Below are 26503 nucleotides of genomic sequence, written 5' to 3'. Positions count from 1 at the left end.
CGTCACTGTGAACGACCCCACGCAGTGGTGTGTATGGTGTGCTTCGAAGAAAGGACGCACCCTTGGCTGAAGGCAAGAAGCTCGTCATCGTCGAGTCCCCGACGAAGATGCGGTCTATTCAGGGATACCTCGGCGACGGTTACGAGGTGCTCAGCTCCGTCGGCCATATCCGTGATCTCGCCGACAAGAAGGACATCCCGGCCGAGGACAAGCAGGCCTACGGCAAGTACTCGATCGACATCGAGAACGGCTTCGACCCCTACTACGTCGTGTCCGACCGCAAGACCAAGACGGTCGCCGAACTCAAGCGTGCGCTGAAGACCGCCGACGAGCTCCTGCTCGCAACCGATGAGGACCGCGAGGGCGAGGCGATCGCCTGGCACCTGCTCGAGACCCTCAAGCCGAAGGTCCCCGTCAAGCGCATGGTCTTCCACGAGATCACCAAGGACGCGATCCAGGCAGCCGTCGGCAACACCCGCGAACTCGACCACGACCTCGTCGACGCGCAGGAGACCCGCCGCATCCTCGACCGCCTCTACGGCTGGGACGTCTCGCCCGTGCTCTGGTACAAGGTGAAGACCGGCATCTCGGCGGGCCGCGTGCAGTCAGCGGCCACCCGCCTGGTCGTCGACCGGGAGCGCGAGCGGATGGCGTTCTCGTCCGCCGAGTACTGGGACGTCGACGCCGCAGCGGCAGCGACCGGCACCAGCTTCAAGATCCGCCTCGTCCGCGTCGACGGCGGTCAACTGGCTCGAGGCACCGACTTCGATGACAACGGCAAGCTCAAGAAGGCCGTCATCATCCTCGATGAGGCCGCGGCCACAGCCCTCGCCCAGGCGGTCGAAGCCGTAGGCACCGGAACCGTCACCAAGGTCGAGGCGAAGCCCGGCACCCGCAGCCCCTATGCCCCCTTCACGACCTCGACCATGCAGCAGGAGGCAGGGCGCAAGCTCTCGATGGGTGCGAAGCAGGCGATGAGCGTCGCCCAGCGCCTGTACGAGAAGGGGTACATCACTTATATGCGTACCGACTCCGTCGCGCTGAGCACCCAAGCGGTGCAGGCTGCGCGGAGCCAAGCCGTCGCCCTGTACGGCGACGCCGCCGTGCCGCTGAAGCCGCGGGTCTACAAGTCGAAGAGCAAGAACGCCCAGGAGGCGCACGAGGCGATCCGCCCATCGGGTGAGAACTTCCGCACTCCGGCTTCCCTCTCCGGGGAGCTCGATCGCGAGGAGCAGCGTCTCTACGACCTCATCTGGAAGCGCACCGTCGCCAGCCAGATGGCCGATGCCAAGTACGAGACCACCACGGTCACCATCGCTGTGGATGCCGCAGGGCAGACCGTCGAGTTCACGGCATCCGGCACCGTCTACACCTTCAAGGGCTTCCTGGAGGCGTACGAGGAGGGCCGCGACGAGAAGCGCGGCGATGCCGATGCGGCCGAGAACCAGTCGCTGCCGGCGGTCGCCGTCGGCGACGCGCTCGCCGTGTCGGATGCCGAGGCGAAGGGCCACCGCACCACCCCCAAGCCCCGTTACACCGAGGCATCCCTCGTGAAGGTGCTCGAGGAGAAGGGCATCGGTCGTCCTTCGACGTTCGCGTCGATCCCCGAGACGATCCTCGACCGCGGCTACGCGGTCAAGCGCGGCCAGGCTCTGGTGCCCACGTGGCTCGCATTCAGTGTCGTGCGTCTGCTCGAGGAGCACTTCGCCGAGCTTGTCGACTACGACTTCACCGCAGCACTCGAGGATGACCTCGACACGATCGCGCGCGGCGAGCAGAACCGTGTCGAATGGCTCAAGTCGTTCTATTTCGGCTCCGATTCGCATGTCGGTCTCCGTCAGGTCGTCGACAACCTCGGCGAGATCGATGCGCGGGCGCTGAACTCCACGCGCATCACCGATACGGCGACACTGCGCTTCGGCAAGTACGGTCCGTATCTCGAGGTCGTGGACCCTGCGAACCCCGAGGCCAAGCCGCGCATCGTGAACGTGCCGGAAGACCTGGCACCCGACGAACTCACCGAGGCCAAGGCGCAGGAGCTCATCGACGCACCCGTCGCCGGAGATCGCGTACTCGGTGAGAATCCCGAGAACGGCAAGATCATCGTCGTCAAGGACGGGCGCTTCGGTCCCTACGTGCAGGAGAACGATCCGGTCGATCCGGACGCCGTCGACGAGGCCACCGGCGAGGTCGTCGAAGCACCGAAGCCGAAGCGCGGAGCCAAGAAGGAAACGGCGCCCAAGCCGCGGACCGGCTCGCTGTTCCGGTCGATGTCCGTCGAGACGATCGACCTGGACACCGCTCTGCAGCTGCTCAGCCTGCCGCGTGTCGTCGGCACCGATCCCGAGACGGGCGACGAGATCACCGCGCAGAACGGCCGATTCGGGCCGTATCTGAAGAAGGGCGCCGACTCGCGCTCGCTGGAGAGCGAAGCGCAGATCTTCGACGTGACGCTGGAGCAGGCTCTCGAGATCTATGCTCAGCCGAAGTACGGCGCCGGCTCCCGCCGCGCATCCAGCGCACTCGCCGAGTTCGATGCCGACCCGGTCAGCGGCAAGCCGATCCGCATCCGGGACGGACGGTTCGGCGCGTACGTCACCGACAGCGTGACGAACGTCACGATCCCGCGTGGTGAGAAGCCCGAGGACATCACCTTCGAGCGAGCTGTGGAGATGCTCGCCGACAAGCGTGCGAAGGGACCCGCTCCCAAGCGCGGTGCCAAGACGGCCGCGGCGAAGAAGGCTCCCGCGAAGAAGGCTCCGGCCAAGAAGGCTCCCGCCAAGACCGCTGCGAAGAAGGCTCCGGCGAAGACGGATGCGGCGAAGGCCGCTGCCCGCTCGGCGGCGGCCAAGAAGGCCGCGGCGACGCGGGCTGCCAACGCGGCCAAGAAGAAGGCGGACGCGTGACCGAAGGGTCCGGCATCTGGATCACTCTCGAGGGCGGCGACGGCTCCGGCAAGACCACGCAGGCGAATCTCCTCGAGTCGTGGCTGACCGGTGCGGGGCACGCCGTGCTGCGCACTCGCGAGCCGGGCGGTTCCGAGGTGGGGCACCTCATTCGCGACATCGTCCTGCATCATCGCGGTGACATCGCTCCGCGGGCCGAGGCGTTGCTGTACGCGGCCGATCGTGCGCACCATGTCGCGACCGTCGTGCGACCGGCGCTGCAGCGCGGAGACGTGGTTCTGCAGGATCGCTACCTCGACTCCTCCGTCGCGTACCAAGGAGCGGGGCGCGTGCTCGACGCCACCGAGATCCGTGAGCTGTCGCTGTGGGCGGCCGAGGGGGCGCTGCCCGATCTCACGGTGCTTCTCGACCTGGATCCCGCGACCGCTCGGACGCGGCTGGACTCGGCCGACAAGCCCTTCGATCGCCTGGAGGCGGAGAAGGCCGAGTTCCACGGACGGGTCAGGGACGCATACCTGGCGCTCGCTGCCGCCGAGCCCGATCGTTTCCTCGTGGTCGACGCCGCTGGTGATCCGGATGCCATCGCCGCCGGCATCCGCACTCGCGTCGCCGCGCTCTTCGCCTGAGTCCTGCTGGTCGTGGACCGATGGGCTGTCCCTGCTCCCGGTTAGGCTGAGTCCATGCCCCAGACTGTCGCCGCTCCGTTTCCCTGGGCCGACGTATGGGGGCAGGATGCTGCTGTCGAGACGCTGCGCGCCGCAGCATCCGATCCCGCAGCCCTCTCGCACGCCTGGCTGATCACCGGCCCACCCGGGTCCGGGCGGTCGACACTCGCCTATGCGTTCGCGGCTGCACTGGTCGCCGATGAGCCAGATGACGAGGCGGCGATGCGCCAAGTGCTCGCCGGTACCCATCCCGACGTCACGGCGCTGCGCACCGACAAGGTCATCATCACGATCGCCGAGGCTCGTGCTCTCGTCGAACGCTCGTACTTCGCGCCATCAGCGGGTCGCTATCGCGTGATCGTCGTCGAAGACGCCGATCGCATGGTCGAGCGCACCTCCAACGTGCTGCTGAAGGCGCTCGAAGAGCCGCCGGAGCAGACGGTGTGGATCCTGTGCGCGCCCAGCGAAGCCGATCTGCTGCCGACGATCCGCTCCCGCGTCCGCTCGCTGCGCCTGCGCGAGCCCGACGTCGCCGATGTCGCCCGGCTGATCGTGCTGCGCACCGGCGTCGATGAGGCCGTCGCCGAGCAGGCCGCTCGTCATGCGCAGCGTCACATCGGCATGGCTCAGCGGCTGGCCGTCGACGAGAACGCGCGCCGTCGACGGGATGACACCCTCCGCTCCGTGCTCGCGGTGCGCGGCGTCGGCGATGCCGTGGAGGTCGCCGGGCGCATCATCCAGGCCGCGACCGAGGACGCGAAGGCGCTGACCGCCGAGCGCGACGCGACCGAGCGCGCGTCACTGCTGCGCACCGTCGGCATCGCCGAGGGGCAGGCGGTGCCACCCGCGCTGCGCGCACAGTTGTCTGCGCTGGAGGACGATCAGAAGAAGCGCGCGACGCGAAGTCTGCGCGACGGCATCGACCGCGTGCTCACCGATATGCAATCGCTGTTCCGCGACGTCGTGATGCTCCAGTTCGGCCGGAACGACGAGCTCATCAACAGCGAATTGCGTGCCGAGCTGAGCGGGCTCGCGGACGCATGGCCTGAGACACGTACGCTTGTCGTACTTGACCACCTTGCCGAGACGCGTCAGTCGCTGGAGCGCAACGTCGCACCGCTGCTCGCCCTGGAGAGCTTGCTCGTGACTGTCACGAGCGGGAGGACACCGTGACCCACCGTACGACTTCCCGCATCCGGCGCGCTTCCGCGCTCATCGCCGGCCTTGCCGCCGCATCCGTCGCACTCTCCGGATGCCTCTATGCGATGATCCCCGAGCAGGCGGCACCGCGTCCGTCCCGCACGAATGCGCCGGACACCGAGGGGGTTGCCGAGAACCTGCTCCGGTACTACGGGCAGACGCTGGACTGGAGCGGGTGCGGCAACGGTTTCGACTGCACCGAGGTCACCGCGCCACTGGACTGGGAGAATCCGGGCGACGGCGAGATCCAGCTCTCCGTGGTGCGCCACCAGGCGGAGGGAACGCCGCTCGGCTCGCTGCTGACCAATCCCGGCGGGCCAGGCGCGAGCGGCGTCGATCTCATCCAGGGGAGCCTCGACTTCGCTGTCGGTTCTGCTCTCATCGAAAGCTACGACGTGATCGGCTTCGATCCGCGTGGCGTCGGCCAGTCCACAGCCGTGACCTGCCTCGACGCGGCAGGGATGGACGACTACCTCTACGGCATCCCGGTGGCCCCGCGTGGCACCCCGGAGTGGGAGGCCGAACTGCTCGAGACGCATAAGACGTTCGCCGACGCGTGCGAAGCGAACAGCGGCGGCATCCTCGAGCACATCACCACCATCAACTCGGCGCGCGACATGGATCTGATCCGCGCGGTCCTCGGCGACAAGCAGCTGAACTACCTCGGTTTCTCGTACGGCACGTTCCTCGGCGCGACCTACGCGAAGCTCTACCCGGAGAAGGCCGGTCGCCTTGTCCTCGATGGCGCGATCGATCCTTCCGTGCCTGGGCTCGAGGTGGGCGCCACACAGGCACTCGGTTTCGAGTCCGCACTGCGGGCGTACATGCAGGACTGCCTCGATTCCGGCGAGTGCCCGTTCAATGGCACGGTCGACGACGCCATGGCCGATCTCGGTGCGCTGCTCGCGAGTGCCGATCGTCTGCCGCTCGAGAACGGCGACGGACGCATGATGGGCGCCGACGCGATGATGACTGCGATCATCGCCGCGCTGTACTCGCAGGAGAGCTGGAGCTACCTCACCCAGGCGTTGACCGAGGCGCTGCAGGGTGACCCGGCCACAGCCTTCTATCTCGCCGACTTCTACAACGGTCGTGAGGACGGCACCTATATCGACAACTCGAGCGAAGCCTTCCGTGCCTACAACTGCATGGACTACCCGGTCGAGAACGACCCCGCTGCGGAGGAGGCCACGATGGCCAAGATCCGTGAGGGCGCACCCACGATCGCACCGTACTGGAGTGGTCCGGACTCCTGTGAGGTGTGGCCGTACCCGCCGACCGGCACACGGGGCGAGATCACTGCCGCCGGTGCGGGGCCGATCCTCGTGATCGGCACGACGAACGACCCGGCGACCCCCTACGCGTGGTCGGAGGCGCTCGCGGGCCAGCTCGAAGAGGGCGTTCTGATCACCCGTGTCGGCGAGGGGCACACCGGTTACAACAAGGGCAATCTGTGCGTGGACGACGCGGTCGAGGCGTTCTTCCTCGACGACGTCGTGCCGGAAGACGGTCTGCGCTGCGAGTGAACCCGCGTCGGTTCGCGGCGCGCTCTCGGACAGGGTAATATCGTTGATCGTGCCGCTTATGCGGCACACGCCGCCCTAGCTCAGTCGGCAGAGCATCTCACTCGTAATGAGAAGGTCAAGGGTTCGATTCCCTTGGGCGGCTCCGAAGGCCCCGTGATGTGAAGAACATCACGGGGCCTTTCCCGTCCCGGCGGCGTACCCTCGAAGTATGAGCAGAGCACTTCTCATCGTCGATGTGCAGAACGATTTCACCGAGGGCGGCGCGCTCGCCGTCGCCGGTGGAGATGCCGTGGCATCCGGGATCACCGCGTTCCTCGCCGACCGCGCGGGCGACTACGACGCCATCATCGCCTCGCGCGACTGGCACGATGTCGATGGCGATAACGGCGGCCATTTCTCGGACGCTCCGGACTTCGTGGACACCTGGCCGATGCACTGCGTCGCCGGCACCGACGGGGCCGAGTACGATCCGTTGTTCGTGACGGATGCGGTGACCCATCACATCCGCAAGGGGCAGGGCAAGCCCGCCTATTCGATGTTCGAGGGCGTCACCGAAGACGGTCTGACCGTCGGGGCGGTGCTGACGGCCGGTGGTGTGCTGAGCGTCGATGTGGTCGGGATCGCGACGGACCATTGCGTGCGGGCATCCGCTCTGGATGCGATCGAGCACGGGGTGCGCGTGCGCATCCTCACCGATCTCATCGCGGGGGTCGCAGCGGAGCCGAGCGAGGCGGCGCTCGCGGAACTCGCGCACGCCGGTGCGGAGCTGGTCGAGAGCACCGAGGCGTGAGTCGCAGTGTTCTCCTGCTGCGGGCGGTGAACGTCAGCGGCAGGAACTCCGTTCCGATGGCGCGCCTGCGCGAGCTGCTGACGACGTCGGGGATCGTCGAGGACGTGTCGACGTACATCGCGAGCGGGAACATCGTCTGCGCGCATCCGCAGGACTCTGCGGCGGCCTGCGCCCAGGTGCGGCGGCTGATCGCCGATGAGTTCGGCGTCGACACCCCGGTGATCCTGCGTACGCATGATGCTCTGGTCGCCTCGCTCGCCGCACAGCCGTTCGCGAATCCGGTGGAGAAGCTGCTGCACGCGATGTTCCTTGAAGGGCCTCCGGCAGCGGGCGCGGTGGAGGCACTGCGGGAGCGGCTGGTGCCGGGGGAGGAGCTCGCCCTGGTCGGCGACGACCTCTGGATCAACTACGCCGCGGGCGGGGTTCACTCGAGCAGGCTGACGAAGGCGGTGCTCGATCGGGCATTGGGCGTCGCCGGCACCGCGCGCAATCTGCGCACGACCAGGAAGCTGGCCGAGTTGACCGCCTAGGTCGCGTCGATCTCACGGCTGAGGGCGGTCGGCGGATGCTGAGGGCGCGCCTGCACATCGACACGGCGAGTCCCGCATTCCGCGCATTTCACATAGAGCAGCACGCCCTCGGACGTCGGATGCCGGGATTCGGTGACCCAGGCGTGTTCGTGCAGTGCTTTCCGGGGGAGTGTGACCGGTACCGGTCGGGTGTCGAGATCAGCCATGGTTCCAGCGTGATGTAATGGCCTTATGCATCTCAACCCTTACGGCGAATATGCGGTCCTGATGGCGGCGTCGCTCGCGAACGAGTGGCCCGCCGACCGCGACGGGATAGAGGAACGCACCCGGGAATTCGGCATGACGATGGCGTTCCCCGAGGCTTCGGATGACCACGCCCGCACGCGAGAGGTGATCGACGAATGGCTGAGCGTTGTCGATGCCGGCTCCGGCTCGATGCGCGCCGACGCGCTCAACGCCGTGATGGCGGCGACGGCGGCGTATCCGCGACTCACCGACCACGATGGCGAGGGTTGGCACCTGCACTATCGCGACGACATCCAGAGGCTACCCGCCGTGCTGCGTGCGGTGATCTCCGTCGGCACGGCGCTGCATTTGTCCACGCGGGGGATGAGCCGGCTCGGTCGCTGTGCGGCCGAGCCGTGCACTCATGTGGTCGTCGATGTGACCCGCAACGGTCGGCAGCGGTACTGCTCGGTGCGCTGCGCCAACCGCGCCGCTGTGCGTAGGCACCGGGCGCGTTACTGACCGGGGACGCCGGCCGGGTTGCCGAGGGATGTGACGGATCTACTCGGGGCCATCGGGACGCTTCTACTCTGCATCTCGTTCGGTCATCGCGAGGGAACGCCAATTGCTTCCCATGCGCTCGTACGTCACGATCGCATGGCAATTGCGGCAGCGGACATCACATTTCGCGATCTCCTCTGCGATGCAAGGGATGCTGAATCCGTTGCGTATGAGTTGCATGACGCCGTCTCGCTTGTCGGTGCCTGGTCTGTGGTCGAAATCCAGAACTCTGAGGTCGGACGCTCCGCAATCAACGCATGGGTGATCGATCAGGTACTGGGTGACGTAGGCGAGACTCATCGCCTTCTGTGCAACGGTTCGCGCACGGATCACGGCGATGTGATGCTCGCGATTGCGCTGGTAGTAGCGCCGTGAGGATGCCCGATTGCAGTGGCGGCAGACCTCTTGGCGCCCGTCTGCCCGCGACGACTTTCGGTTGAAGCTTGTCAGGGCCTTGAACTGCCGGCATGTCGCGCACTGCTTCAGTGCGCCGTCCGAAGGCGTTATCGCATCGTCATCGTGCATGTCTCTTCCCGACGTCGTTGCTGTGACGATATCGCCACGCTCTGACATCAAGAGGGCAGGACCCGACGCGAGTGCACGGTGCGAAAATCGCAGCTGCACTCGATCCGAGTAACAACACGGTGGGCCCCGAGGGGCTCGAACCCTCGACCCGCGGATTAACTTGCCACTTCGGCTTTCGCCGCCGCCCGTGGGGCGTTCGTGGTCTGGACTGTCCCTTCACCATAGCTTTCGCCGTAGGTGCCACCCGTCCAGTCTCTACACCTTCCGAACTCGCGTCCGGCTTGGCTCGGGATTGCCAACTGGTTGCCCAGTAAGGGTTCCCCGACTTTGAGTGGTGTCATCCCCGGAGTTTCCCCCGAGGCGCTCCTATTTTGTTGAAGTCCGATGCTCTGCCAACTGAGCTAGAGGCCCGTGTCCTCCCAGTCTAGTGCGCCCGATTGATGGTCTCTGCTCGGCAGCCCGTGCGCACTCGTCCCGGGCGCACAGAAGCGGCCGCCGACGACAAATGTCATCGGCGGCCGCTTCTGATCCTCGTGCGAGTCCCCCGACCCGCACGAGGATCAGATACCGAGAATCCCCACTCGGCGAGCCCGCTGCTACTGAGCGGGCGGCATCAGCACCGTGTCGATCAGGTACACGGTGGCGTTCGCGGTCTGCACTCCGCCGCAGATCACCATCGCGTCGTTGACCATCCACTCGTCACCGCTTCCGGTGACTTCGAGGTCTGCGCCCTGCACCGTGGTGTGCGTGCCGGCGATGTCAGCGGGCGCGATCTGTCCGGGAACGACGTGGTAGGTGAGGATCGACGACAGCGTGGCGCTGTCGGTCTTGAGTGCCTCGATGGTCGCCGGGTCGATCTTCGCGAAGGCCTCGTCGACCGGCGCGAAGACGGTGAACTCGTCGCCGTTGAGGGTGTCGACCAGGTTCACATCCGGGTTGAGCTGTCCGCTCACCGCGGCAACCAGGGTCTTCAACAGCGGGTTGTTGGATGCCGCGACAGCGACAGGGTCCTGAGACATGCCCTGCACGGAGCCGGCGCCGTCCGGGACGGCCTCGGCGTATGCCGCGCAGCCAGGACCGACGAGGTTCGCTGCCGGATCCATCGTCTCGGGGGCTTCGGACTCCTCCGAGGTCTCGGGAGCCTTGGGCTCGGTCGATTCCTCAGCGGGGCCACTGCCCATGGCACAACCCGAGAGCACGAGAACGCTGGCGAAGCCGAGCGACAATGCTGCGGTGATCTTCTTCTTGGTGCTGAACATCTCTACCTCCGGAGATCAAGACCACGGCATCTCCGTGGCGTCGACATCTGTTCGGAGCCCGTCGCAGATCGGATGGGAAGAATCTCGGATCTCGCAGAATCCAATCCGACAAGCCCATCCGGAGCGAACAATCACTGACGGAGGCGAGGACACGATGCCATCGCCGAGGGTCACGGTCGATGTGACGCCGAGGTCGAGGCTCCTTCCTCACATTCAGGTGACGCTCGCACGCAATCGAGGGGAGATGCGGCATGCTGGTGGAGATGGTCATCGACGGAATGGACGTGCCCGAGGACGGGACGGCGAGCGACGCCGTCGCCGAGCTCCTCATCCGCACTGCCGACGGCGACCAGCGGGCTTTCGCGGAGCTGTACGACACCCTCTCCCCGCGCGTCTTCGGACTGATACTCCGAGTGCTCGTGAACCGCGCACAGAGCGAGGAAGTGCTGCAGGAGGTCTTCCTCGAGATCTGGCAATCCGCATCCCGGTTCGCTCCGAACAAGGGGCAGGGAAGAGCATGGGTGATGACGATCGCACATCGTCGGGCCATCGATCGGGTACGCGCATCACAGTCCAGTTCGGACCGCGATGTGCGAGCAGGGTTGCGTGATATCGGGGTCGCCCACGACAGCGTCGCCGAGCAGGTGGAGCTGGGCATCGACGGCGAGAAGGTCGTCGAAGCGCTGGGCGGCCTGCCCGAAGCGCAGCGTGAAGCGCTCGTCCTCGCTTATTACGGTGGCTACAGTCAGAACGAGATATCGGTGCTCATCGGAGCACCACTGGGAACGATCAAGACTCGGATGCGAGACGGACTCACACGTCTCCGTGCGGCGATGGGGGTGACGGCATGAACGAGAAGGAGTTCGCGGAGCTCGCGGCCGGCGCCGCCCTGCACGCTCTGTCACCCGAGGATGATGCGCGCTTCCGCGGCGCTCTCGCCGCGCACCCCGAATGGCGGGGGATCGTCGAGGAGGATGCCGAGACGGCCGCGTCGCTTGCCTTCGCGTTGCCGGTGGCTCCGCCGGACGGCATCCGCGCCTCTCTCCTCGCACAGATCGCGCAGACTCCGCAGACCCCGCACGGAGAGAACTCCCCGACATCGAGTGTCCCGCTGGCCGAGTCTCCGCTCGCGGCACCTGAGATCCTGGAGCGACGGCCCCAGCGCCGCTGGAGCCGGGCGGTTCTGGCGCTCGCCGCATGCCTCGCCGTCCTGGTCGGATTGGGAATCGGTGCGGTCGCGCTCAATCAACAGCTGAATCGTCCGGCGGACGTCATCGCGCTCGACGAGATCCGGTCGGCGGATGATGCCGCGCAGGCCAGCATCGAACTGGAGTCGGGAGGCACCGCCACGGCGTACTGGTCGGATTCTCTCGGGGCAGCCGTGCTCGTCACGGACGGTATCGCGGCGCCGAGCGACGGCGAGACGTACGAACTGTGGTTCGTTCGAGGGGAGACACCCGTCTCCGCCGGTGTCTTCACGGTCGACGGCGGCGATGCGACGGCGGCTCTGCAGGGCGACATGCATACCGGCGACGTCATCGCGGTGACCGTCGAGCAGGCCGGCGGTTCGCCGAGCGGACAGCCCACCAGCGACCCGGTGATCGTGATTCCGACGGCCTGAGCCACCCGGCACGGGTAGCCTTGTTCGATGCCCGAGCAGCACTCCCGACCCGTGCGTCGTCCGACCAGCGCCTTCGACAACCTGGTCGGCGCCCACGACCCCGCCGAGGAGACGCGAACGGCTCATGCCACCGCATCCGCTCTGCTGACCCGGGTGCGCGCCGACGAAAGCGGCGTGAGTGCCGAGCGCCTGGTGGCGTTCACCGCCGAGCACGGCATCGACGAGATCGCCGAGCTCTGGTCGAAGGCTCCGGCGCGCACGCTCCCCGGTGCTCTCTGGCGGCTGTACCTCCTGCAGCTCGCGATCCACGGCGACCCGCAGACCGCGGCGCTGCTCTACGAGCGCGGGCGCGTCGAGCTGCTGTCGGCGGATGCTGTCGTCGCGGGAGCCCCGGTACCGGCGAACCCCGACGAACTCGTCGAACTCATCGACACGATCCTGCGGGGCGCGTTCCGGGGCGACTTCGCCGTGGCGCTCGAGCGGGCGGCCGCGTTCTGCCGTGTCCAGGCCTCGGGTGCGACGCACACGGCGGATGATTACGAGCCGACAGAGCCGGTCAGAGCGAGCGAGTTCACGACACGGGCGCTGAGACTGAGCAGCTATGCGCAGGATCTGGCGGCATCAGCAGTGCTGTGGCGGGCGAGCGCCCTGGCCTGAAGGAGCGGCCCGGGTATGAAAAGACCGGGCCGCAAGAACGCCTCTCGGCGGAAGGCCGCTCAAAGCGGCAAAAATTGGAGCCCGGGGTTATGCGGCCCGGCCGATCAATAATAACGCGATACGGCGAGTGCTATTCCCGACCTCTAGGCTCATTCTCATGAACTGGCGCTTCGCATTGATGATCGACCCCGTCGTCGCTGGTGAGGAACGCGCCGATTTCGGCGACACGTTCACGGCAGTGGATGCTGCCGCTCCGGCCCTCAGCGTCGGCGAACTCAGCACGCAGCGCGGAGACGGCGTCTTCGAGTCGATCGGTGTGATCGACGCCCACGCGCAGGAGGTGGTGCCGCATCTGGAGCGGCTCGCCCATTCAGCGAAACTGTGCGATCTGCCCGTTCCGAATCTCGTGCAGTGGCGTCAGGCGGTTGATCTGGCGGCGGCGCAGTGTCCGGCGGGGGAGTCCGTCATCAAGCTCATCCTCAGCCGGGGTGTCGAGCACGGGCCGACGCCCACCGCGTGGGTGACGGCGGCGCCGGCATCCGACTTCACCGCGCCGCGCGAACGCGGGATCAGAGTCGTCACGCTCGATCGCGGCTATGACCTGAGCGCGGCGGAGCGGGCCCCGTGGCTGCTGCTCGGGGCGAAGACGCTCTCGTACGCCGTGAACATGGCGGCACTGCGTGAGGCGCATCGTCGTGGCGCCGACGACGCGATCTTCCTCTCCAGCGACGGCTTCGTACTGGAGGCGCCGACGGCCTCGCTCATCCTCCGTTTCGGCGACCGATTCGTGACGCCGGCGCCGAACGGCGGCATCCTGCACGGCACCACGCAGCTGAGCGTCTACGAGCACCTCGCAGCGCGTGGTTTCGACGTCGGGTACGCCCAGGTGCCGGCATCCGACCTCTCCCGAGCGGATGCCGCCTGGCTGGTGTCGAGCGTCCGCCTCGCTGCCCCGATCACCGCCGTCGACGAGATGGCGCTGCCGGTGGACCATGCCCTCACCGCGGGGCTGAACCGGTACCTGCTGTCGCCCCGCGACTAGCGCCTTGAGACGAAACGCCCAGAAACGCAGAAGTGCCCGGGGACCGAAGTCCCCGGGCACTCAGGCCAGACGAGCCGGGACTTATCCGAATCGACCAGACACGTAGTCCTCGGTAGCCTGCACGGACGGGGTGGTGAAGATCGACTTGGTGTCGTCGAACTCGATGAGCTTGCCCGGCTTTCCGGTGCCGGCGATGTTGAAAAAGGCGGTCTTGTCGGATACGCGCGACGCCTGCTGCATGTTGTGCGTGACGATCACGATCGTGAACTCGTTCTTCAGCTCGCCGATCAACTCTTCGATCGCGTACGTCGAGATGGGGTCCAGCGCGGAGCACGGCTCGTCCATCAGGAGAACCTCGGGCGAGACGGCGATCGCACGGGCAATGCACAGGCGCTGCTGCTGGCCGCCGGACAGGCCGGAGCCGGGCTTGTCGAGCCGGTCCTTGACCTCGTTCCACAGGTTCGCGCCGATCAGCGACTTCTCCACGAGTGCGTCCTGATCGCTCTTGGACATGCGGACGTTGTTCAGCTTGACCCCCGCGAGCACGTTCTCCTTGATTGACATCGTCGGGAACGGGTTCGGACGCTGGAAGACCATGCCGACCTGACGCCGCACGAGCACCGGGTCGACGCCGGGGCCGTAGAGGTCCTTGCCGTCGAGCAGTACCTCACCCTTGACGCGCGCGCCCGGGATGACCTCGTGCATGCGGTTCAGGGTGCGCAGGAAGGTGGACTTGCCACATCCGGACGGACCGATGAAGGCGGTCACGCTGCGGGGCTGGATCTCGAGGGAGACGCCCTCGACGGCGAGGAAGTCGCTGTAGTAGACGTTGAGGTCGTTGACTTCGATGCTCTTGGACACTTCTGTTTCCTTACGGATGGAGTCGGGAGGCTCAGCGGCCGTTGGTCTTCGGGGAGAACCACTTCGCGATGAGGCGCGCGAGCAGGTTCAGCACCATGACGATGAGGATCAGGGTGAGGGCGGCGGCCCATGCCCGATCGAGGGAGGCCTCGGGATTCGTGCCCTGGTTCATGTACTGGTTGTACGCGAACACCGGCAGGGTCATCATCTGGCCGTTGAAGATGTTCGTGTTCAGGCTCTGCGTGAAGCCGGCCGTCAGCAGCAGAGGTGCGGTCTCGCCGATAACACGCGAGATGGCGAGCATGACCGAGGTGGTGATGCCGGCGATCGACGTAGGCAAGACGACCTTGAGAATCGTCAGCCACTTCGGAACGCCCAGTGCATACGACGCCTCGCGAAGTTCGTTCGGGACGATCTTGAGAAGCTCCTCGCTTCCGCGGACGACGACCGGCGTCATCAGCACGGCAAGGGCGAGCGCCCCCATCATGCCCATCGAGATGCCCGGGCGGACGAGCAGGGCGAACATGGCGTAGATGAACAGGCCCGCGACGATCGACGGAATGCCGGTCATCACGTCGACGAGGAAGGTGATCGCCTTCGCGATCTTGCCGCGACCATATTCGACCAGGTAGATCGACGTCATCAAGCCGACCGGCACCGAGATGACGGTCGCCGTGAGAGTGATCAGGAGGGTGCCCCAGATCGCGTGCACGATTCCGCCGCCGTCGCCGACGACGTTCCGCATCGAGAAACTGAAGAACTCGGCGTCGAAGCGCTGGATCCCGTTCGCGACGACCGTCCACAGCAGTGACACCAGCGGCAGCAGCGCGATGAGGAACGCCGTGGCGACGAGTGCCGTCATCAGTCGGTCGACGGCCTTGCGGCGGCTCTCGGCGATCGAGGAGATCACCGTGATCAGGACCATGTAGAGAAGGATGCCGACGACGCTGGCCCCGGTGATGTTGAAGTCAGCGAGATCCGCTCCGATCGCCGCCACACCGAACACGGCGAAGGCGATCACGAATGATGCGGCGAGCAGGGCCCACGGAGCCCACTTCGGCAACTTGCCGGAAGTGAGAGTCGCCGCGGGGGCGGGGGCGGGGGCGGTGAGGACGGTCATATCAGTTCGCTCCCGAGAACTCGGCGCGGCGGGCGACGATCCAGCGCGCCAACGCGTTGACCACGAAGGTCACAACGAAGAGGATGAGGCCGGTCGCGATCAGCGTGTTGACGCCGGTGCCATGCGCCTCGGGGAAGGCCAAGGCGATGTTCGCCGGGATGGGAGTCGGATTCGTGGCGGTCAGCACCAGGAAACTAACGACCGCGGAGGGCGAGAGCACCATGGTCACGGCCATCGTCTCTCCGAGTGCCCGGCCGAGCGCCAGCATTGCGGCCGAGACCATGCCGCCTCGAGCGAACGGGAGAACGGCCATCCGCACCATCTCCCAGCGAGTCGCCCCCAGAGCCAGTGCGGCCTCCTCATGGAGCTTCGGAGTCTGCAGGAACACCTCGCGGCAGATCGCCGTCATGATCGGGATGCACATGACCGCGAGCACGAGGGCCGCGGTGAGGATCGTCTTCCCGGTGGAGGAGACCTGGCCGCCGAAGAACGGGACCCAGGAGGCGTGGGTGCTCAGCCAGGCGTAAATCGGCTGGAGCAGGGGAGCGAGCACGAGGCCGCCCCAGAGGCCGAAGACCACGGACGGAACCGCCGCGAGCAGGTCGATGATGTAGCCGAGGATCGCGGCGAGACGGCGGTGGGCGTAGTGCGAGATGAACAGGGCGATGCCGATGGCGATCGGGGCCGCGATCAGCAGAGCGATGAACGAGGCCCAGAGAGTGCCGAAGACGAGCGGCCAGACGTAGACCCAGAACGACTCGCCCTTGAGGATGTGGTTGTCGCTCGTGTCCAGCTGGAACGCTGGGAGGCTCTGGATGAGAAGGAAGGCGGCCACCGCGGCGAGGACGACGAGGATGATGGTCCCCGCTCCGAGCGCGGTGCCGGAGAAGACCCGGTCGCCGAGTCGCTGCTTGGCCTTGATCGGGGCGGGCGGCGCCTGTGTCGGCGCCGGAGTCGGTGCCTGCGCGATCGTGCTCATGGTCTCCCTGTTTCGGGCGGAATCGGGTGGATCGGGTGCTGACTCATCGAGGCCCCCGCGCCCGGTTCGGACGCGGGGGCAACGAGATCAGCGCTCAGCCGTCAAGGCCGGATCAGCTGACCTTGATGAGATCGATCGCGGTCAGGACCTGCTCGCGCAGACCATCGGAGATCGGTGCGCTGCCGGCGTTCTCCGAGGCGGCGTCCTGTCCTTCGGCGCTCGCGATGTACTGGAAGTACGCCTTCACGAGCGCTGCGACGTTGGTGTCCTCGTACTCCTCGCACCCGATCAGGTAGCTGACCAGAGCGATGGGGTAGGCGCCGTCGCTGGCCGAGGCCGGGTCGACATCGAAGACGAGGTCGCCATCGCCGCGGCCTTCCACCAGGGGCGAGTTCTCGACGAGCTTCGATGCGGCCTCAGCGGAGTACGCGACGAACTCCTCACCGACGCCGACATGGACCTGGCCGAGGTCGCCGACCTGTGAGGCGTCGGCGAAGCCGATTGCGCCGTTGCCGGCGGTGATGGCCTGGACGACACCCGAGGTGCCCTGAGCGGCTTCGCCGCCTTCGATCGGCCATACGTCAGCCGGCTCGTGCGTCCACACGTCGGGGGCCGTTGCCTGGAGGTACTTGGTGAAGGTCTCCTGCGTGCCGGAGGGGTCGGAGCGGTGGACCGGCGAGATCGCCAGGTCGGGGAGCTTCGCGTCCGGGTTCAGTGTTGCGATGGCGCCGTCGTTCCACTTGGTGATGGTGCCGGCGAAGATGCCCGCGATCGTCTTGGCGTCGAGGTTCAGAGTGTCGATGCCTTCGAGGTTGAACGCGACGGCGACCGGCGAGATGTAGAGCGGGACCTCGACGATGGCGTCGCTGGTGCAGGCGCCGAAGCCGCCGGCGGCGACCTCGTCGTCGTTGAACGCGCGGTCGGAGCCGATGAAGTTGCTGCCGCCCTCGAGGAAGTTCTCACGTCCCGTGCCCGATCCGGTGGGCTCGTAGTTGACCGTGACGTCGGGGTTTGCGGTCTGGAACGCGGCGACCCACGCTTCCTGGGCGGAAGCCTGCGAGGAGGCGCCCGTGGCGTCGACGGTGCCGGAGAGTGTGGACTCTGTGGGCTCCTCGGCGGAGCCGGTGCCGCCTTCGTTCGCGGCGCAGCCGGCGAGCGCGAGGGCGGCGACGGCGCCGATGGCGCCGATTCGTGCGATTCGGGAGATCTTCACTGTGGATCCGTTCGATCGTGGATGGGGTAGAGGCCCGGTGCAGGGCACACAGTGACGCTAGACGCGGCGGTTAACGAGACTCTCCCGCGCAGGTGAACGGGAGGTGAACGACCGGCAACCCTCTGGGGCGGCTCTCCCGCACCCGAAAGCGACATTCAGACCTTCGGAACGTGCGTTTCGATGGCGATGATGCCCGAGCCCGGATTCGTGGCGGAGAGATGCACGACAGAGAAAGCGGCGGGCTCGAGGTCGGCGGCGCTGGAGAGGTAGGAGCCGCGAATGGTCCCGGTGGCCAGCGAGATCTCGGCGAGCAGTCCTGGCAGCACGGGCCCGTGGCTGCACAGGACGGCCGGCTTTCCGGATCGCACGCGTCGGCCGACGATCGATCGGAGGTCGGCGGTGCCGTCTTCCCAGGCGTCCTGACTGATCTGTTCGGTCCGCACGGCCTTGCGCTCCAGGGACTTCGCGAGCGGCTTCACGGTGTCGACGCACCGCACGGCATCGCTGGTCACGATCTTGCGTATTCCGAAGGCGCGCAGCGGCCCCACGATCGACTTGGCCTGGTGGCGGCCGCGTTCGCTGAGCGGACGCGCGGCATCCGCTCCGTCCCATTCCGAGCGGGAGAGCGCCTTCGCATGCCGCAACGCCACGATCGGGAACGTGTGCAGGACGCCGTCGTCGACGAGATTGTCGAAGAAGTCCAGGATCTCCAGATCGACCGGGTAGCTCAGCCGCGCGCGCGCCTTCTTCACGCTGACCCATTCGATCGCGGCGATCTCCCGGTTCGGCACGAACGTCGATGCGCGAATGGCGTCTTCCGTCGCTTCCGCCGCCCAGTAGTGCACGACCTTCTGCTTCGTCGACGCGAGGTGATAGCGGCTGACACCGACGGGGACGCCCAGCGACACGCGGATGCCTGTCTCCTCGTGCACCTCGCGCACCGCCGTCTCGGCGAGCATCTCGCCCGGATCGACCTTGCCCTTCGGCAGCGTGACGTCGCGATACTTGGTCCGGTGGATGAGCAGAATGCGCAGCTTGCCGTCGACGATGCGCCAGACGACGGCGCCGGCCGCGTACACGGCCTTCTCGACCGTCTTCGGGCGCGCCAGGCTCTGCGCCGACGTGGATCCCTCAGCCTGGCGGACAGTCATCGCACCGACCGTGAGCGACGACGCTTCTGGATCAACCCCATGGTCTGATCCTGCAGGTCGACCAGCGGATTGCCGTTCGCGTCCACGGCGTGGCGCTCCCACGCGCCTTCCGCACCCAGGTGCCAGGAGATCGTGCCGGGATCGAGAGCGAGGTCGAAGAACATCAGCAGATCCTTGAGGTGCGCAGGATCGGTGACACGCACCAGGGCCTCGACGCGGCGGTCGAGGTTGCGGTGCATCATGTCGGCGCTGCCGATGTAGACCTGAGGGTCGACGTTGTTCTCGAAGGCGAAGATGCGCGAGTGCTCCAGATAGCGGCCCAGGATGCTGCGCACCGTGATGTTGTCGCTGATGCCGTCGAGGTCGACCCGGAGGCTGCAGATGCCGCGCACCCACACATCGACTTTCACGCCGGCAGCGCTCGCGCGGTAGAGCGCGTCGATGATCTCCTCGTCGACCATCGAGTTCACCTTGATGCGGATGTGCGCCGGTTTGCCGGCCTCGGCGTTCTTGCGCTCGTTGTCGATCTGCCGGATGAGCCCCTTGCGCAGGTGCAGCGGAGCGACCAGCAGCCTCTTGAACTTCTTCTCGATGGCATAGCCGCTGAGCTCGTTGAACAGGCGGGTGAGATCCTTCCCGACCTGCGCGTCGGCGGTGAACAGGCCGAAGTCCTCGTAGATGCGGCTCGTCTTCGGGTTGTAGTTGCCGGTTCCGACGTGCGAGTAGTGCCGCAGCATCCCGTCTTCCTCGCGGATGACGAGAGCGAGCTTGCAGTGCGTCTTCAGCCCGACCAGACCGTAGACGACGTGCACGCCCGCCTTCTCGAGCTTTCGGGCCCAGACGATGTTGTTCGCCTCGTCGAATCGAGCCTTGACCTCGACCAGTGCGAGCACCTGCTTGCCGGATTCTGCCGCGTCGATGAGCGCCTGCACGATCGGGCTGTCACCCGAGGTGCGGTAGAGGGTCTGCTTGATGGCGAGCACGTGCGGGTCGCGGGCCGCCTGCTCGAGGAACGCCACGACGCTGGTGGTGAAGGACTCGTACGGGTGGTGGACCAGCACATCGGATTTGCGGATCGCCTTGAAGATGTCGGCGCGGGTGCTCGAGCCGGTCGGCTGGAAGGCCACGGCCGTCGTCGGCAGGTGCGGCGGGAAGCGCAGGTCGGGGCGCTTGATGCGCCCGAGATCGAAGAGACCGCGCAGATCGAGAAGGCCGGGGAGGCGGTAGACCTCCTGGTCGGTGATGTCGAGCTCTTTCACCAGCAGGCCCATGGTGACGTCGTCCATGTCGTCGGTGATCTCAAGGCGGATGGGCGGACCGAAACGTCGCCGGAGCAACTCCGCCTCGAGCGCTTGGATGAGGTTCTCGCTCTCGTCCTCCTCGATCTCCATGTCCTCGTTGCGGGTGAGGCGGAAGGCGTGGTGATCGAGCACCTCCATGCCGGGGAACAGGTCGCCGAGATGGTTGGCGATGAGCTCCTCCAAGCGCAGGAATCGCTGGATCTCGCCGGAGCCCGGCACCTCGACGAAACGGGGGAGCATCGGCGGCACCTTGAGGCGCGCGAACTCCTGACGTCCGGTTCGGGCGTTGCGGATGCGGATCGCGAGGTTCAGCGACAGCCCGGAGATGTACGGGAACGGGTGGGCGGGGTCGACGGCCAGGGGCATGAGGACGGGGAACACCTGCAGCTGGAAGTACTCCGACAGCGCAGCACGTTCGTCATCGGTGAGCTCGGACCATTCGGTGATCTCGACGCCGGCGTCTGCGAGGGCGGGGCGGACCTGCGAGGTCCAGGCGTCCGCGTGGCGGAGCTGCAGGGCATGCGCCTCGCGGGAGATGTCGGCGAGCGCGTCTGCGGGAGAGCGGCCGATGTTGGTCGGTACCGCGAGGCCGGTCATGATGCGGCGCTTGAGCCCGGCGACGCGCACCATGAAGAACTCGTCGAGGTTGCTTGCGAAGATCGCGAGGAAGTTCGCCCGTTCCAGCTCGGGAAGCGAGGCGTCCTCTGCGAGCTCCAGCACGCGCTTGTTGAACGCGAGCCAGCTGATCTCGCGATCCAGGTAGCGGTGGTCGGGAAGCAGGGCATCCGGGGACTCGACAGCGTCGAAGTCGTCGTCTTCTGCGTCGCCGAGGCCGGCATCGGCGAGTGCGGGATCGATCATGGGGTACATCTAAGCACCGTGAGGTGACGCGCGTGTGAACGCGGATGCTTCGTCACCGTGCTGCGGCGATGGACTCGTCGTCGTACACATTGAACCGGTAGCCGACATTGCGGACGGTGCCGATGATCTGCTCCTGGTCGCCGAGTTTCGCGCGCAGGCGCCGCACATGCACATCGACGGTGCGGGTGCCTCCGAAGTAGTCGTATCCCCAGACCTCGCTGAGCAACTGCTCCCGGGTGAACACCCGTGACGGATGGGTGGCCAGGAAGTGCAGCAGCTGGAACTCCTTGTAGGTGAGGTCCAGGGGTTTGCCGTGCAGCTTCGCCGAGTACGACTGCTCGTCGATGGTGATGCCGGACGCCTGCACGCGGGTGGGAGCGGCGGCATCGTCGCGTCGCGCCAGAGCCAGGCGGATGCGGGCATCGGCCTCTGCAGGACCGGCAGTCGAGAGCAGCACGTCGTCGATGCCCCATTCGCCGGAGACGGCGCTCATGCCGCCCTCGGTCACGACGAGCAGCAGCGGCGAGTCCTGCCCGGTGGCGCGCAGCAGACGGCACAGCGACTTCGCCGCGGCGAGGTCCTGCCTGCCGTCGACGATGACGATGTCATATTCGGGCGCATTGATCAGCCGTGCGGGCTCCGCAGGGATCTGGCGCACTCGATGGCTGAGCAGTTCGAGCGCGGGAAGGACCTCCTCCGAAACCGGAGCGTTGGTCAGAACCAGCAGCAGGGCCACGCACTATCCTTCCGAGACGACGGTCGACGCCGTGGGGCCATGATACCGGCACCGGATGCGCAACAATGGAGCCATGTCCGAACCGGCACTCGCCCCCCGTAACCCGTTCATCGCGGTCTTCGGCGTGTGGGCTGCAGCTTTCCTCGCGAGCATCGCCATCGGCATCTTCGTGCCGGAGGAGTGGCGGGTGCCGTGGATGCTCGTGGCCTTCGGCGGTGTCGTACTGCTCTCCTTCGCCGTGCAGCTCTGGTACGGCCGCACGCAAGGGTTCATCTTCCGGGTTGCGGGCAGCGCTACCGGGGCACTGCTGATCATGGGGCTGATCTCGGTCGGCTTCGGTCTCGCTGCGCTCATCCCCTCCTGACCAGGTGGGGGTAATGTGGGAGACATGGATCTCCTGGCGCTCGAACTCTTCTTCATCGGCCTGCTGGGCCTGGCGAGCCTCGCGATCGCCTTCGTCTCTGGCGTCGTGCTGCTGAACCTCTTCCGCGGCCAGCGCTGAGCTGATCGTGCTCGAACTGCCCACGGACCTTCCGGCCGACATCGTGCCTCTTTCCTGGCTGATCGGCGTCTGGGAGGGCACTGGCGTCATCGACTACACGATCGGCGAGCGTCGCCTGCAGGGCGAATTCGCGCACCGCGTGAGCTTCAGCCATGACGGCGGCCCGTTTCTGAACTACTCCGGTACGGCCACCTTCACCGCTGACGATGATTCCGATCCGGTCCAGCTGATTGCCGAGGTCGGGTTCTGGCGGCTGTCGCGCGCAGCGACGGATGCCGACGCGGGACCGGCGTTGCTGCCTCCGCTCGAGCCTGCCGTCGTCCGCACTGTCGACGACGTGGAAGAGCTGCGTGGCGCTGGGGGCGGCTTCCCGATCGAAGTGTCGCTCGCGCATGCCGACGGGACGCTGGAGCTGTACCTCGGCGAGATCAGCGGGCCGCGCATCGATATCGCATCCGACGCGATCGTCCGCGGCGCCGGAGCCAAGGAGTACGGTGCGGCGACGCGCATGTACGGGCTCGTCGACGGGCACCTGCTGTGGGCATGGGACATCGCCGCGCTCGGCACGGCTCTCAGCTCGCATGCGTCCGCCCGACTGGCCAAGGTCTGACGTGGCCGGCTTCGCAGAGGTCGAGGGAGCCGTCGCCGGCGACCGAGGTTTCGCGCACTTCGGCGATCCGATCCGGGAGCAGCGCCGGCTCATCGCCGGCACGGCGATCGCACCGCTCGGTGACCGCATGATCGTCGAGGTCACCGGTCCGGAACGCCTGAGCTGGCTGGATTCGATCACCTCCCAATCGGTCGCGCGCTTGGCGCCGGGCGAGAGCACGGAACTGCTCGTCCTCGACCCGCAGGGCCGAGTGGAGCACGCCGCCGGTGTGCTCGACGACGGGACCACGGCCTGGCTGATCGCCGACGCCGCTGATGCGGAACCGCTCGGCGCCTGGCTGTCCCGCATGGTCTTCCGCACGCAGGTCACCGTGGCGGTCCGGCCGGATCTCGCGCTTCTCGGTTTCGTCGACGGCGGCACGGCGGCCGCGACGGCGACGGCCGCGGCCTTCGCGCCGAACGGCACCGCCCTGGTGTGGGCCGACCCCTGGCAGCAGGTGCGCGCCGGCGGGCACCAGTACGCCGAGATCGCAGATCACCCCGGAGCCGGCCTGGCCTGGCGAGTGGCGATCCTCGAGGCGGCACCGGCTGAGGCCCTCGCCGCTGCGCTCGCTCACGATGAGGTCGCCGGCCTTCTCGCTGCGGAGGCCTTGCGGGTAGCGGCCTGGCGACCGCGCTGGGCGGCTGAAGTCGATGAGCGCTCCCTGCCGCACGAGTCGGACTGGATCCGCAGTGCGGTGCATCTCAGCAAGGGCTGCTACCGCGGCCAGGAGACGGTCGCCAAGGTGCACAACCTCGGTCACCCGCCGCGCCGGCTGGCGGCTCTGCATCTCGATGGCAGCGACGACGTGCTTCCGGAATCCGGAGCGCCGGTGTTCGCGGGCGAAGACGAGGTCGGTCAAATCACCTCCGCCGTTCGTCACCATGAGGAAGGACCGATCGCGCTCGCCATCCTCTCTCGGCGCACTCCGATCGGCGACCTCGTCGTCCGCGCGGACGGGGTCGACATCGCGGCGGCGCAGCAGGTGATCGTTCCGGCGGATGCTGGTGCGACGGCCGATATCCCGCGACTCACGCGCCTCTCCCGCCGGCCGACGGCACCGGATCCCCGGGACGGCTGAGCCGCCTACAGCGGAGCCACCGCGTCCCACGGCAGCGTGAGCTCGCCCAGGCGCCAGCGGGTGCGGCCGCCGCGTACCGGCCAGCCCAGATCGCGCAGTGCCGCCACCGTGGCGAGGAAGCGCTGGGTCGCGCCGAATGTCGACAGCGAAGCGGCTCTGGCCCACTCGCGGTCGAGGTCGGTGAGCAGAGCGTGGATGCGTTCACCGGGGACGTTGTGATGGATCAGGGCCTTCGGCAGACGCTCGGCCACGATGCTCGGCTGTTCCAGCTCTGCCAGGCGCAGGGAGATCGTGAAGCGCGCCGGCTGCCCGTCCGGGGTCACGTCGACCCAACTGGAGACCCGGCCGATCTCGTCGCATGTGCCCTCCACGAGCAGCCCGTCGGGGGCCAGTCTCGCGGCCATCGCGCGCCAGGCCGCAGCGACATCCGCCTCGTCGTACTGGCGGAGCACGTTCATCGCGCGGATGACGGCGGCGCGTCTGCCGTCGGGGAGCGGCACCTCGAACCCGCCCCTGGCGAAGGAGACGCGGATATCCGGCGGGAACGGCGTGCGGCCGGCGCGCACCTCCTCGAGCTGCTCGCGAGCCGTGGCGACGCGCACAGGATCGATCTCCAGGCCGATCACTTCGGCGTCGGGTCGCACCTGCCGCAGTCGCGCGGCGAGTTCGAACGCCGTCACGCCGCTCGCCCCGTAGCCGAGATCGACGATGAGCGGATCGGGAGAGGAGCGGAACGCGCTGCTCACGGCGATCCAGCGATCGCTCCGGCGGAGACGGTTCGTCCCGGTGGTGCCCCGAGTCGGCCGGCCGAGTGGAGATGACGCCATGAGTCAATCCTTCCAGCCCGCGGGCGTGGTCGACGACCTCCCCGATAAACTGGCCGCATGACTGCGACGCGCACCCTGATCCTGCTCCGCCACGGCCGGAGCGAGTGGAACGAACTGAATCTCTTCACCGGTTGGGTGGATGTCCGCCTGAACGAGCAGGGCAAGGCAGAGGCTCAGCGCGGCGGCGAGCTGCTCGCCGAAGCCGGCATCCTCCCCGACGTCCTGCACACCTCACTGCTCAGCCGCGCGATCCAGACCGCGAACATCGCGCTCGATGCCGCCGATCGCCTGTGGATCCCGGTCACCCGCTCCTGGCGTCTCAACGAGCGCCACTACGGCGCACTGCAGGGCAAGGACAAAGCCCAGACGCTCGCGGAATTCGGCCCGGAGCAGTTCCAGCTGTGGCGTCGTTCCTTCGATGTGCCGCCGCCCCTGCTCGACGACGACAGCGAGTTCAGCCAGGTGAACGACCCGCGTTACGACGGCATCGACGGCGAGGTGCCGCGCACCGAGTCGCTCAAGCTGGTCATCGATCGGATGCTGCCCTATTGGGAGAGCGCCATCGTTCCCGATCTCGAGGCGGGCAAGACCGTGCTCGTCACGGCGCACGGCAACTCGCTGCGCGGTCTCGTCAAGCACCTCGAGGGCATCAGCGATGACGACATCGCCGAGCTCAACATCCCCACGGGCATCCCGCTGGTGTACGAGCTCGACGAGAACAACGTCCCCACCGGACCCGGCCGCTACCTCGACCCCGAGGCCGCCGCAGCCGGCGCCGCAGCGGTCGCTGCGCAGGGCAAGAAGTAGCCATCAGAGATCGTGGGTCAGTTCTTCGCTGACCCACGATCTCAGAGTGGTGGGCGTGGTCGACACGACCGTGCGAGCCTGTTCCGGTGTGAAACCGTCGCGCAGTCCCGTTGACATGCCGAGCAGCGCTTCCGCCGCGGACGATGAGAAACCCGCAGACAGGTAGACGCGTCGCATCTCATCGTCCGCGATCTGCTCGGCCTTCACGGGAGTTCCTCGTTCCGTCGCCAAGATCGCGGCGACATCGTTCCAACTGAGATCCGCAGGTCCGTGGACGGCCTGCACGCGGCGTCCGGACCATGACGTGCTCAGGAGCAGGCCGGCGGCCACGTCCGAGATGTCTCGCGGGGCCACCCAGCTCATCCGGGAGTCGGGCGGCAGCAGCACCGGAATCGTTCCAGACCGGATCGCGTCGAGCTGCATGACCAGGTTTGTGAAGAAGTATCCGCAGCGCAGGTGCGTGACGTCGATGTCGAGCTCATCCAGGGCCATCTCCGTCGCGGCGAGCCCGTCGATCTCGCCGGCGCCGTGGCGCTTCTCGGCTCCGACGCTGCTCTGGAAGACGACCCGGCCTATGCCGTTGGCGGTGACTGCGGCCGTCACAGCCTCGGTCGCCCTTGCGTAGTCCGCGAGCGGGTCGTCGGTCATCGACGGCGGGTCGACCCAGTACAGGGCGTCAACGCCGCGAGTCGCGTCAACGATCTCCCCGGCGTTCAGGGAGTCGGCCTCGGCGACGTCAGCGACTTCCCGCAGCTCGTCGTCCATTCGACTCCCGTCGCGCATGACGAGGAGGGGCCGCACTCCCGCCCTGACGAGGGCGCGTGCGAGGTGGTGTCCGACGTGGCCGTTGGGTGTGGTGATTGCGATGCGCATGATCGCTCCTTTCGTCCGTGGTTCCCTCACGATAC

General features: G+C 67.1%; 27 protein-coding genes and 1 tRNA gene. 16 read left to right on the top strand and 12 right to left on the bottom strand.

Going from position 1 to position 26503, the window contains the following annotated elements:
- Positions 1 to 62 precede the first annotated feature (62 nt).
- The 7 genes from topA to MRBLWH12_RS09050 all read left to right on the top strand — a co-directional run bounded on the left by topA (position 63) and on the right by MRBLWH12_RS09050 (position 7617).
- Positions 63 to 2906, top strand: a complete 2844-nt coding sequence (topA, locus tag MRBLWH12_RS09080) for a type I DNA topoisomerase (protein WP_363548340.1) — start codon at positions 63 to 65, stop codon at positions 2904 to 2906.
- Complete coding sequence (gene tmk / locus MRBLWH12_RS09075) at positions 2903 to 3532, top strand: dTMP kinase (RefSeq protein ID WP_341973877.1); 630 nt, start codon at positions 2903 to 2905, stop codon at positions 3530 to 3532. The genes topA and tmk overlap by 4 nt, the downstream gene beginning before the upstream one ends.
- Before the next feature lie 54 nt (positions 3533 to 3586).
- The gene (locus tag MRBLWH12_RS09070) at positions 3587 to 4744 is read left to right on the top strand and encodes a DNA polymerase III subunit delta' (RefSeq protein ID WP_363548337.1); all 1158 of its coding nucleotides are present in this window, start codon (positions 3587 to 3589) and stop codon (positions 4742 to 4744) included.
- Positions 4741 to 6297: an alpha/beta hydrolase gene (locus MRBLWH12_RS09065; protein WP_363548335.1), complete on the top strand. Its 1557-nt coding sequence runs from the start codon at positions 4741 to 4743 to the stop codon at positions 6295 to 6297. The genes MRBLWH12_RS09070 and MRBLWH12_RS09065 overlap by 4 nt, the downstream gene beginning before the upstream one ends.
- A 69-nt stretch (positions 6298 to 6366) precedes the next feature.
- Positions 6367 to 6439: transfer RNA gene (locus MRBLWH12_RS09060), tRNA-Thr, on the top strand.
- 66 nt (positions 6440 to 6505) lie between these two features.
- Positions 6506 to 7087, top strand: coding sequence for an isochorismatase family protein (locus MRBLWH12_RS09055; protein WP_363548333.1), 582 nt, complete (start codon positions 6506 to 6508; stop codon positions 7085 to 7087).
- The gene (locus MRBLWH12_RS09050; protein WP_363548331.1) at positions 7084 to 7617 is read left to right on the top strand and encodes a DUF1697 domain-containing protein; all 534 of its coding nucleotides are present in this window, start codon (positions 7084 to 7086) and stop codon (positions 7615 to 7617) included. The genes MRBLWH12_RS09055 and MRBLWH12_RS09050 overlap by 4 nt, the downstream gene beginning before the upstream one ends.
- Here MRBLWH12_RS09050 and MRBLWH12_RS09045 read toward each other — a convergent pair.
- Positions 7614 to 7823 carry a hypothetical protein gene (locus MRBLWH12_RS09045; RefSeq protein WP_363548329.1) on the bottom strand — a complete coding sequence of 70 codons (210 nt, stop codon included), beginning with the start codon at positions 7821 to 7823 and terminating at the stop codon, positions 7614 to 7616. The genes MRBLWH12_RS09050 and MRBLWH12_RS09045 overlap by 4 nt on opposite strands.
- Before the next feature lie 25 nt (positions 7824 to 7848).
- Here MRBLWH12_RS09045 and MRBLWH12_RS09040 point away from each other — a divergent pair, with 25 nt between their 5' ends.
- Positions 7849 to 8364 carry a CGNR zinc finger domain-containing protein gene (locus MRBLWH12_RS09040; RefSeq protein ID WP_341973883.1) on the top strand — a complete coding sequence of 172 codons (516 nt, stop codon included), beginning with the start codon at positions 7849 to 7851 and terminating at the stop codon, positions 8362 to 8364.
- Positions 8365 to 8427: 63 nt separating this feature from the next.
- Here the strand turns inward: MRBLWH12_RS09040 and MRBLWH12_RS09035 are convergent, their stop codons facing one another.
- A complete protein-coding gene (locus MRBLWH12_RS09035; RefSeq protein WP_363548327.1) occupies positions 8428 to 8928 on the bottom strand; it encodes a hypothetical protein in 501 nt (166 codons plus the stop codon).
- A 596-nt stretch (positions 8929 to 9524) separates the two neighbouring features.
- Positions 9525 to 10187 carry a fasciclin domain-containing protein gene (locus MRBLWH12_RS09030; RefSeq protein ID WP_341973885.1) on the bottom strand — a complete coding sequence of 221 codons (663 nt, stop codon included), beginning with the start codon at positions 10185 to 10187 and terminating at the stop codon, positions 9525 to 9527.
- Between the two features lie 251 nt (positions 10188 to 10438).
- On the opposite strand from MRBLWH12_RS09030, the gene sigK reads away from it, so the two are divergent.
- The 4 genes from sigK (at position 10439) to MRBLWH12_RS09010 (ending at position 13507) form a co-directional block, all read left to right on the top strand.
- The gene (gene sigK, locus MRBLWH12_RS09025; protein WP_363548324.1) at positions 10439 to 11038 is read left to right on the top strand and encodes an ECF RNA polymerase sigma factor SigK; all 600 of its coding nucleotides are present in this window, start codon (positions 10439 to 10441) and stop codon (positions 11036 to 11038) included.
- The gene (locus tag MRBLWH12_RS09020; RefSeq protein ID WP_363548322.1) at positions 11035 to 11808 is read left to right on the top strand and encodes an anti-sigma factor; all 774 of its coding nucleotides are present in this window, start codon (positions 11035 to 11037) and stop codon (positions 11806 to 11808) included. The genes sigK and MRBLWH12_RS09020 overlap by 4 nt, the downstream gene beginning before the upstream one ends.
- Before the next feature lie 27 nt (positions 11809 to 11835).
- Positions 11836 to 12465 carry a DNA-directed RNA polymerase subunit beta gene (locus tag MRBLWH12_RS09015; RefSeq protein WP_363548320.1) on the top strand — a complete coding sequence of 210 codons (630 nt, stop codon included), beginning with the start codon at positions 11836 to 11838 and terminating at the stop codon, positions 12463 to 12465.
- Positions 12466 to 12622: 157 nt separating this feature from the next.
- Positions 12623 to 13507: an aminodeoxychorismate lyase gene (locus tag MRBLWH12_RS09010; protein ID WP_363548318.1), complete on the top strand. Its 885-nt coding sequence runs from the start codon at positions 12623 to 12625 to the stop codon at positions 13505 to 13507.
- Between the two features lie 81 nt (positions 13508 to 13588).
- Here the strand turns inward: MRBLWH12_RS09010 and pstB are convergent, their stop codons facing one another.
- The 7 genes from pstB to MRBLWH12_RS08975 form a co-directional block, all read right to left on the bottom strand.
- Positions 13589 to 14368, bottom strand: a complete 780-nt coding sequence (gene pstB / locus MRBLWH12_RS09005; RefSeq protein ID WP_363548317.1) for a phosphate ABC transporter ATP-binding protein PstB — start codon at positions 14366 to 14368, stop codon at positions 13589 to 13591.
- Between the two features lie 31 nt (positions 14369 to 14399).
- Positions 14400 to 15488, bottom strand: a complete 1089-nt coding sequence (gene pstA, locus MRBLWH12_RS09000; protein WP_363548315.1) for a phosphate ABC transporter permease PstA — start codon at positions 15486 to 15488, stop codon at positions 14400 to 14402.
- A 1-nt stretch (position 15489) separates the two neighbouring features.
- A complete protein-coding gene (pstC, locus tag MRBLWH12_RS08995; protein ID WP_363548314.1) occupies positions 15490 to 16467 on the bottom strand; it encodes a phosphate ABC transporter permease subunit PstC in 978 nt (325 codons plus the stop codon).
- Between the two features lie 112 nt (positions 16468 to 16579).
- Positions 16580 to 17680: a phosphate ABC transporter substrate-binding protein PstS gene (locus MRBLWH12_RS08990; protein ID WP_363548312.1), complete on the bottom strand. Its 1101-nt coding sequence runs from the start codon at positions 17678 to 17680 to the stop codon at positions 16580 to 16582.
- Between the two features lie 155 nt (positions 17681 to 17835).
- A complete protein-coding gene (locus MRBLWH12_RS08985) occupies positions 17836 to 18831 on the bottom strand; it encodes an NUDIX hydrolase (RefSeq protein ID WP_363548310.1) in 996 nt (331 codons plus the stop codon).
- The gene (locus tag MRBLWH12_RS08980; protein WP_363548308.1) at positions 18828 to 20993 is read right to left on the bottom strand and encodes an RNA degradosome polyphosphate kinase; all 2166 of its coding nucleotides are present in this window, start codon (positions 20991 to 20993) and stop codon (positions 18828 to 18830) included. Before MRBLWH12_RS08980 ends, MRBLWH12_RS08985 begins: the two co-directional genes overlap by 4 nt.
- Before the next feature lie 52 nt (positions 20994 to 21045).
- Positions 21046 to 21729: a response regulator transcription factor gene (locus MRBLWH12_RS08975; protein WP_341973896.1), complete on the bottom strand. Its 684-nt coding sequence runs from the start codon at positions 21727 to 21729 to the stop codon at positions 21046 to 21048.
- A 73-nt stretch (positions 21730 to 21802) separates the two neighbouring features.
- Here MRBLWH12_RS08975 and MRBLWH12_RS08970 point away from each other — a divergent pair, with 73 nt between their 5' ends.
- From MRBLWH12_RS08970 to MRBLWH12_RS08960, 3 genes are all read left to right on the top strand, one after another.
- Entirely contained in the window at positions 21803 to 22093 is a 291-nt protein-coding gene (locus MRBLWH12_RS08970; protein ID WP_341973897.1) for a hypothetical protein, read from the top strand.
- 145 nt (positions 22094 to 22238) lie between these two features.
- Positions 22239 to 22841 carry an FABP family protein gene (locus MRBLWH12_RS08965; protein WP_363548305.1) on the top strand — a complete coding sequence of 201 codons (603 nt, stop codon included), beginning with the start codon at positions 22239 to 22241 and terminating at the stop codon, positions 22839 to 22841.
- Positions 22813 to 23961: a YgfZ/GcvT domain-containing protein gene (locus MRBLWH12_RS08960; protein ID WP_414684954.1), complete on the top strand. Its 1149-nt coding sequence runs from the start codon at positions 22813 to 22815 to the stop codon at positions 23959 to 23961. The genes MRBLWH12_RS08965 and MRBLWH12_RS08960 overlap by 29 nt, the downstream gene beginning before the upstream one ends.
- A gap of 5 nt (positions 23962 to 23966) precedes the next feature.
- Here MRBLWH12_RS08960 and MRBLWH12_RS08955 read toward each other — a convergent pair whose 3' ends face one another.
- The gene (locus tag MRBLWH12_RS08955) at positions 23967 to 24788 is read right to left on the bottom strand and encodes a class I SAM-dependent methyltransferase (RefSeq protein ID WP_363548301.1); all 822 of its coding nucleotides are present in this window, start codon (positions 24786 to 24788) and stop codon (positions 23967 to 23969) included.
- 57 nt (positions 24789 to 24845) lie between these two features.
- Between MRBLWH12_RS08955 and MRBLWH12_RS08950 the strand changes: the two genes are divergently transcribed.
- Entirely contained in the window at positions 24846 to 25595 is a 750-nt protein-coding gene (locus tag MRBLWH12_RS08950) for a phosphoglyceromutase (protein ID WP_341973901.1), read from the top strand.
- 3 nt (positions 25596 to 25598) lie between these two features.
- Here the strand turns inward: MRBLWH12_RS08950 and MRBLWH12_RS08945 are convergent, their stop codons facing one another.
- Positions 25599 to 26468 (bottom strand): NAD(P)H-binding protein, encoded by an 870-nt coding sequence (locus tag MRBLWH12_RS08945; protein WP_363548299.1) that lies wholly within the window; start codon positions 26466 to 26468, stop codon positions 25599 to 25601.
- Positions 26469 to 26503: the final 35 nt, after the last annotated feature.

Origin of the sequence: Microbacterium sp. LWH12-1.2, from assembly GCF_040675825.1 — a bacterium.
Taxonomy (GTDB): Bacteria; Actinomycetota; Actinomycetes; order Actinomycetales; family Microbacteriaceae; genus Microbacterium.
This window is presented reverse-complemented; position numbering and strand designations above follow the sequence as displayed.

Bases quoted from the DNA above. Each gene is read 5' to 3' on its own strand.
- MRBLWH12_RS09045 (WP_363548329.1), bottom strand. From the start codon at position 7,823: ATGGCTGATCTCGACACCCGACCGGTACCGGTCACACTCCCCCGGAAA.
- MRBLWH12_RS08985 (WP_363548310.1), bottom strand. From the start codon at position 18,831: ATGACTGTCCGCCAGGCTGAGGGATCCACGTCGGCGCAGAGCCTGGCG.
- sigK (WP_363548324.1), top strand. From the start codon at position 10,439: ATGCTGGTGGAGATGGTCATCGACGGAATGGACGTGCCCGAGGACGGG.
- MRBLWH12_RS09010 (WP_363548318.1), top strand. From the start codon at position 12,623: ATGAACTGGCGCTTCGCATTGATGATCGACCCCGTCGTCGCTGGTGAG.
- MRBLWH12_RS08960 (WP_414684954.1), top strand. From the start codon at position 22,813: ATGCGTCCGCCCGACTGGCCAAGGTCTGACGTGGCCGGCTTCGCAGAG.
- MRBLWH12_RS09015 (WP_363548320.1), top strand. From the start codon at position 11,836: ATGCCCGAGCAGCACTCCCGACCCGTGCGTCGTCCGACCAGCGCCTTC.
- MRBLWH12_RS08945 (WP_363548299.1), bottom strand. From the start codon at position 26,468: ATGCGCATCGCAATCACCACACCCAACGGCCACGTCGGACACCACCTC.
- pstC (WP_363548314.1), bottom strand. From the start codon at position 16,467: ATGAGCACGATCGCGCAGGCACCGACTCCGGCGCCGACACAGGCGCCG.
- MRBLWH12_RS08950 (WP_341973901.1), top strand. From the start codon at position 24,846: ATGACTGCGACGCGCACCCTGATCCTGCTCCGCCACGGCCGGAGCGAG.
- MRBLWH12_RS09070 (WP_363548337.1), top strand. From the start codon at position 3,587: ATGCCCCAGACTGTCGCCGCTCCGTTTCCCTGGGCCGACGTATGGGGG.
- MRBLWH12_RS08970 (WP_341973897.1), top strand. From the start codon at position 21,803: ATGTCCGAACCGGCACTCGCCCCCCGTAACCCGTTCATCGCGGTCTTC.
- MRBLWH12_RS09020 (WP_363548322.1), top strand. From the start codon at position 11,035: ATGAACGAGAAGGAGTTCGCGGAGCTCGCGGCCGGCGCCGCCCTGCAC.
- MRBLWH12_RS09035 (WP_363548327.1), bottom strand. From the start codon at position 8,928: ATGCACGATGACGATGCGATAACGCCTTCGGACGGCGCACTGAAGCAG.
- MRBLWH12_RS09040 (WP_341973883.1), top strand. From the start codon at position 7,849: ATGCATCTCAACCCTTACGGCGAATATGCGGTCCTGATGGCGGCGTCG.
- pstA (WP_363548315.1), bottom strand. From the start codon at position 15,488: ATGACCGTCCTCACCGCCCCCGCCCCCGCCCCCGCGGCGACTCTCACT.
- MRBLWH12_RS09055 (WP_363548333.1), top strand. From the start codon at position 6,506: ATGAGCAGAGCACTTCTCATCGTCGATGTGCAGAACGATTTCACCGAG.
- MRBLWH12_RS08955 (WP_363548301.1), bottom strand. From the start codon at position 24,788: ATGGCGTCATCTCCACTCGGCCGGCCGACTCGGGGCACCACCGGGACG.
- MRBLWH12_RS09030 (WP_341973885.1), bottom strand. From the start codon at position 10,187: ATGTTCAGCACCAAGAAGAAGATCACCGCAGCATTGTCGCTCGGCTTC.
- MRBLWH12_RS08980 (WP_363548308.1), bottom strand. From the start codon at position 20,993: ATGATCGATCCCGCACTCGCCGATGCCGGCCTCGGCGACGCAGAAGAC.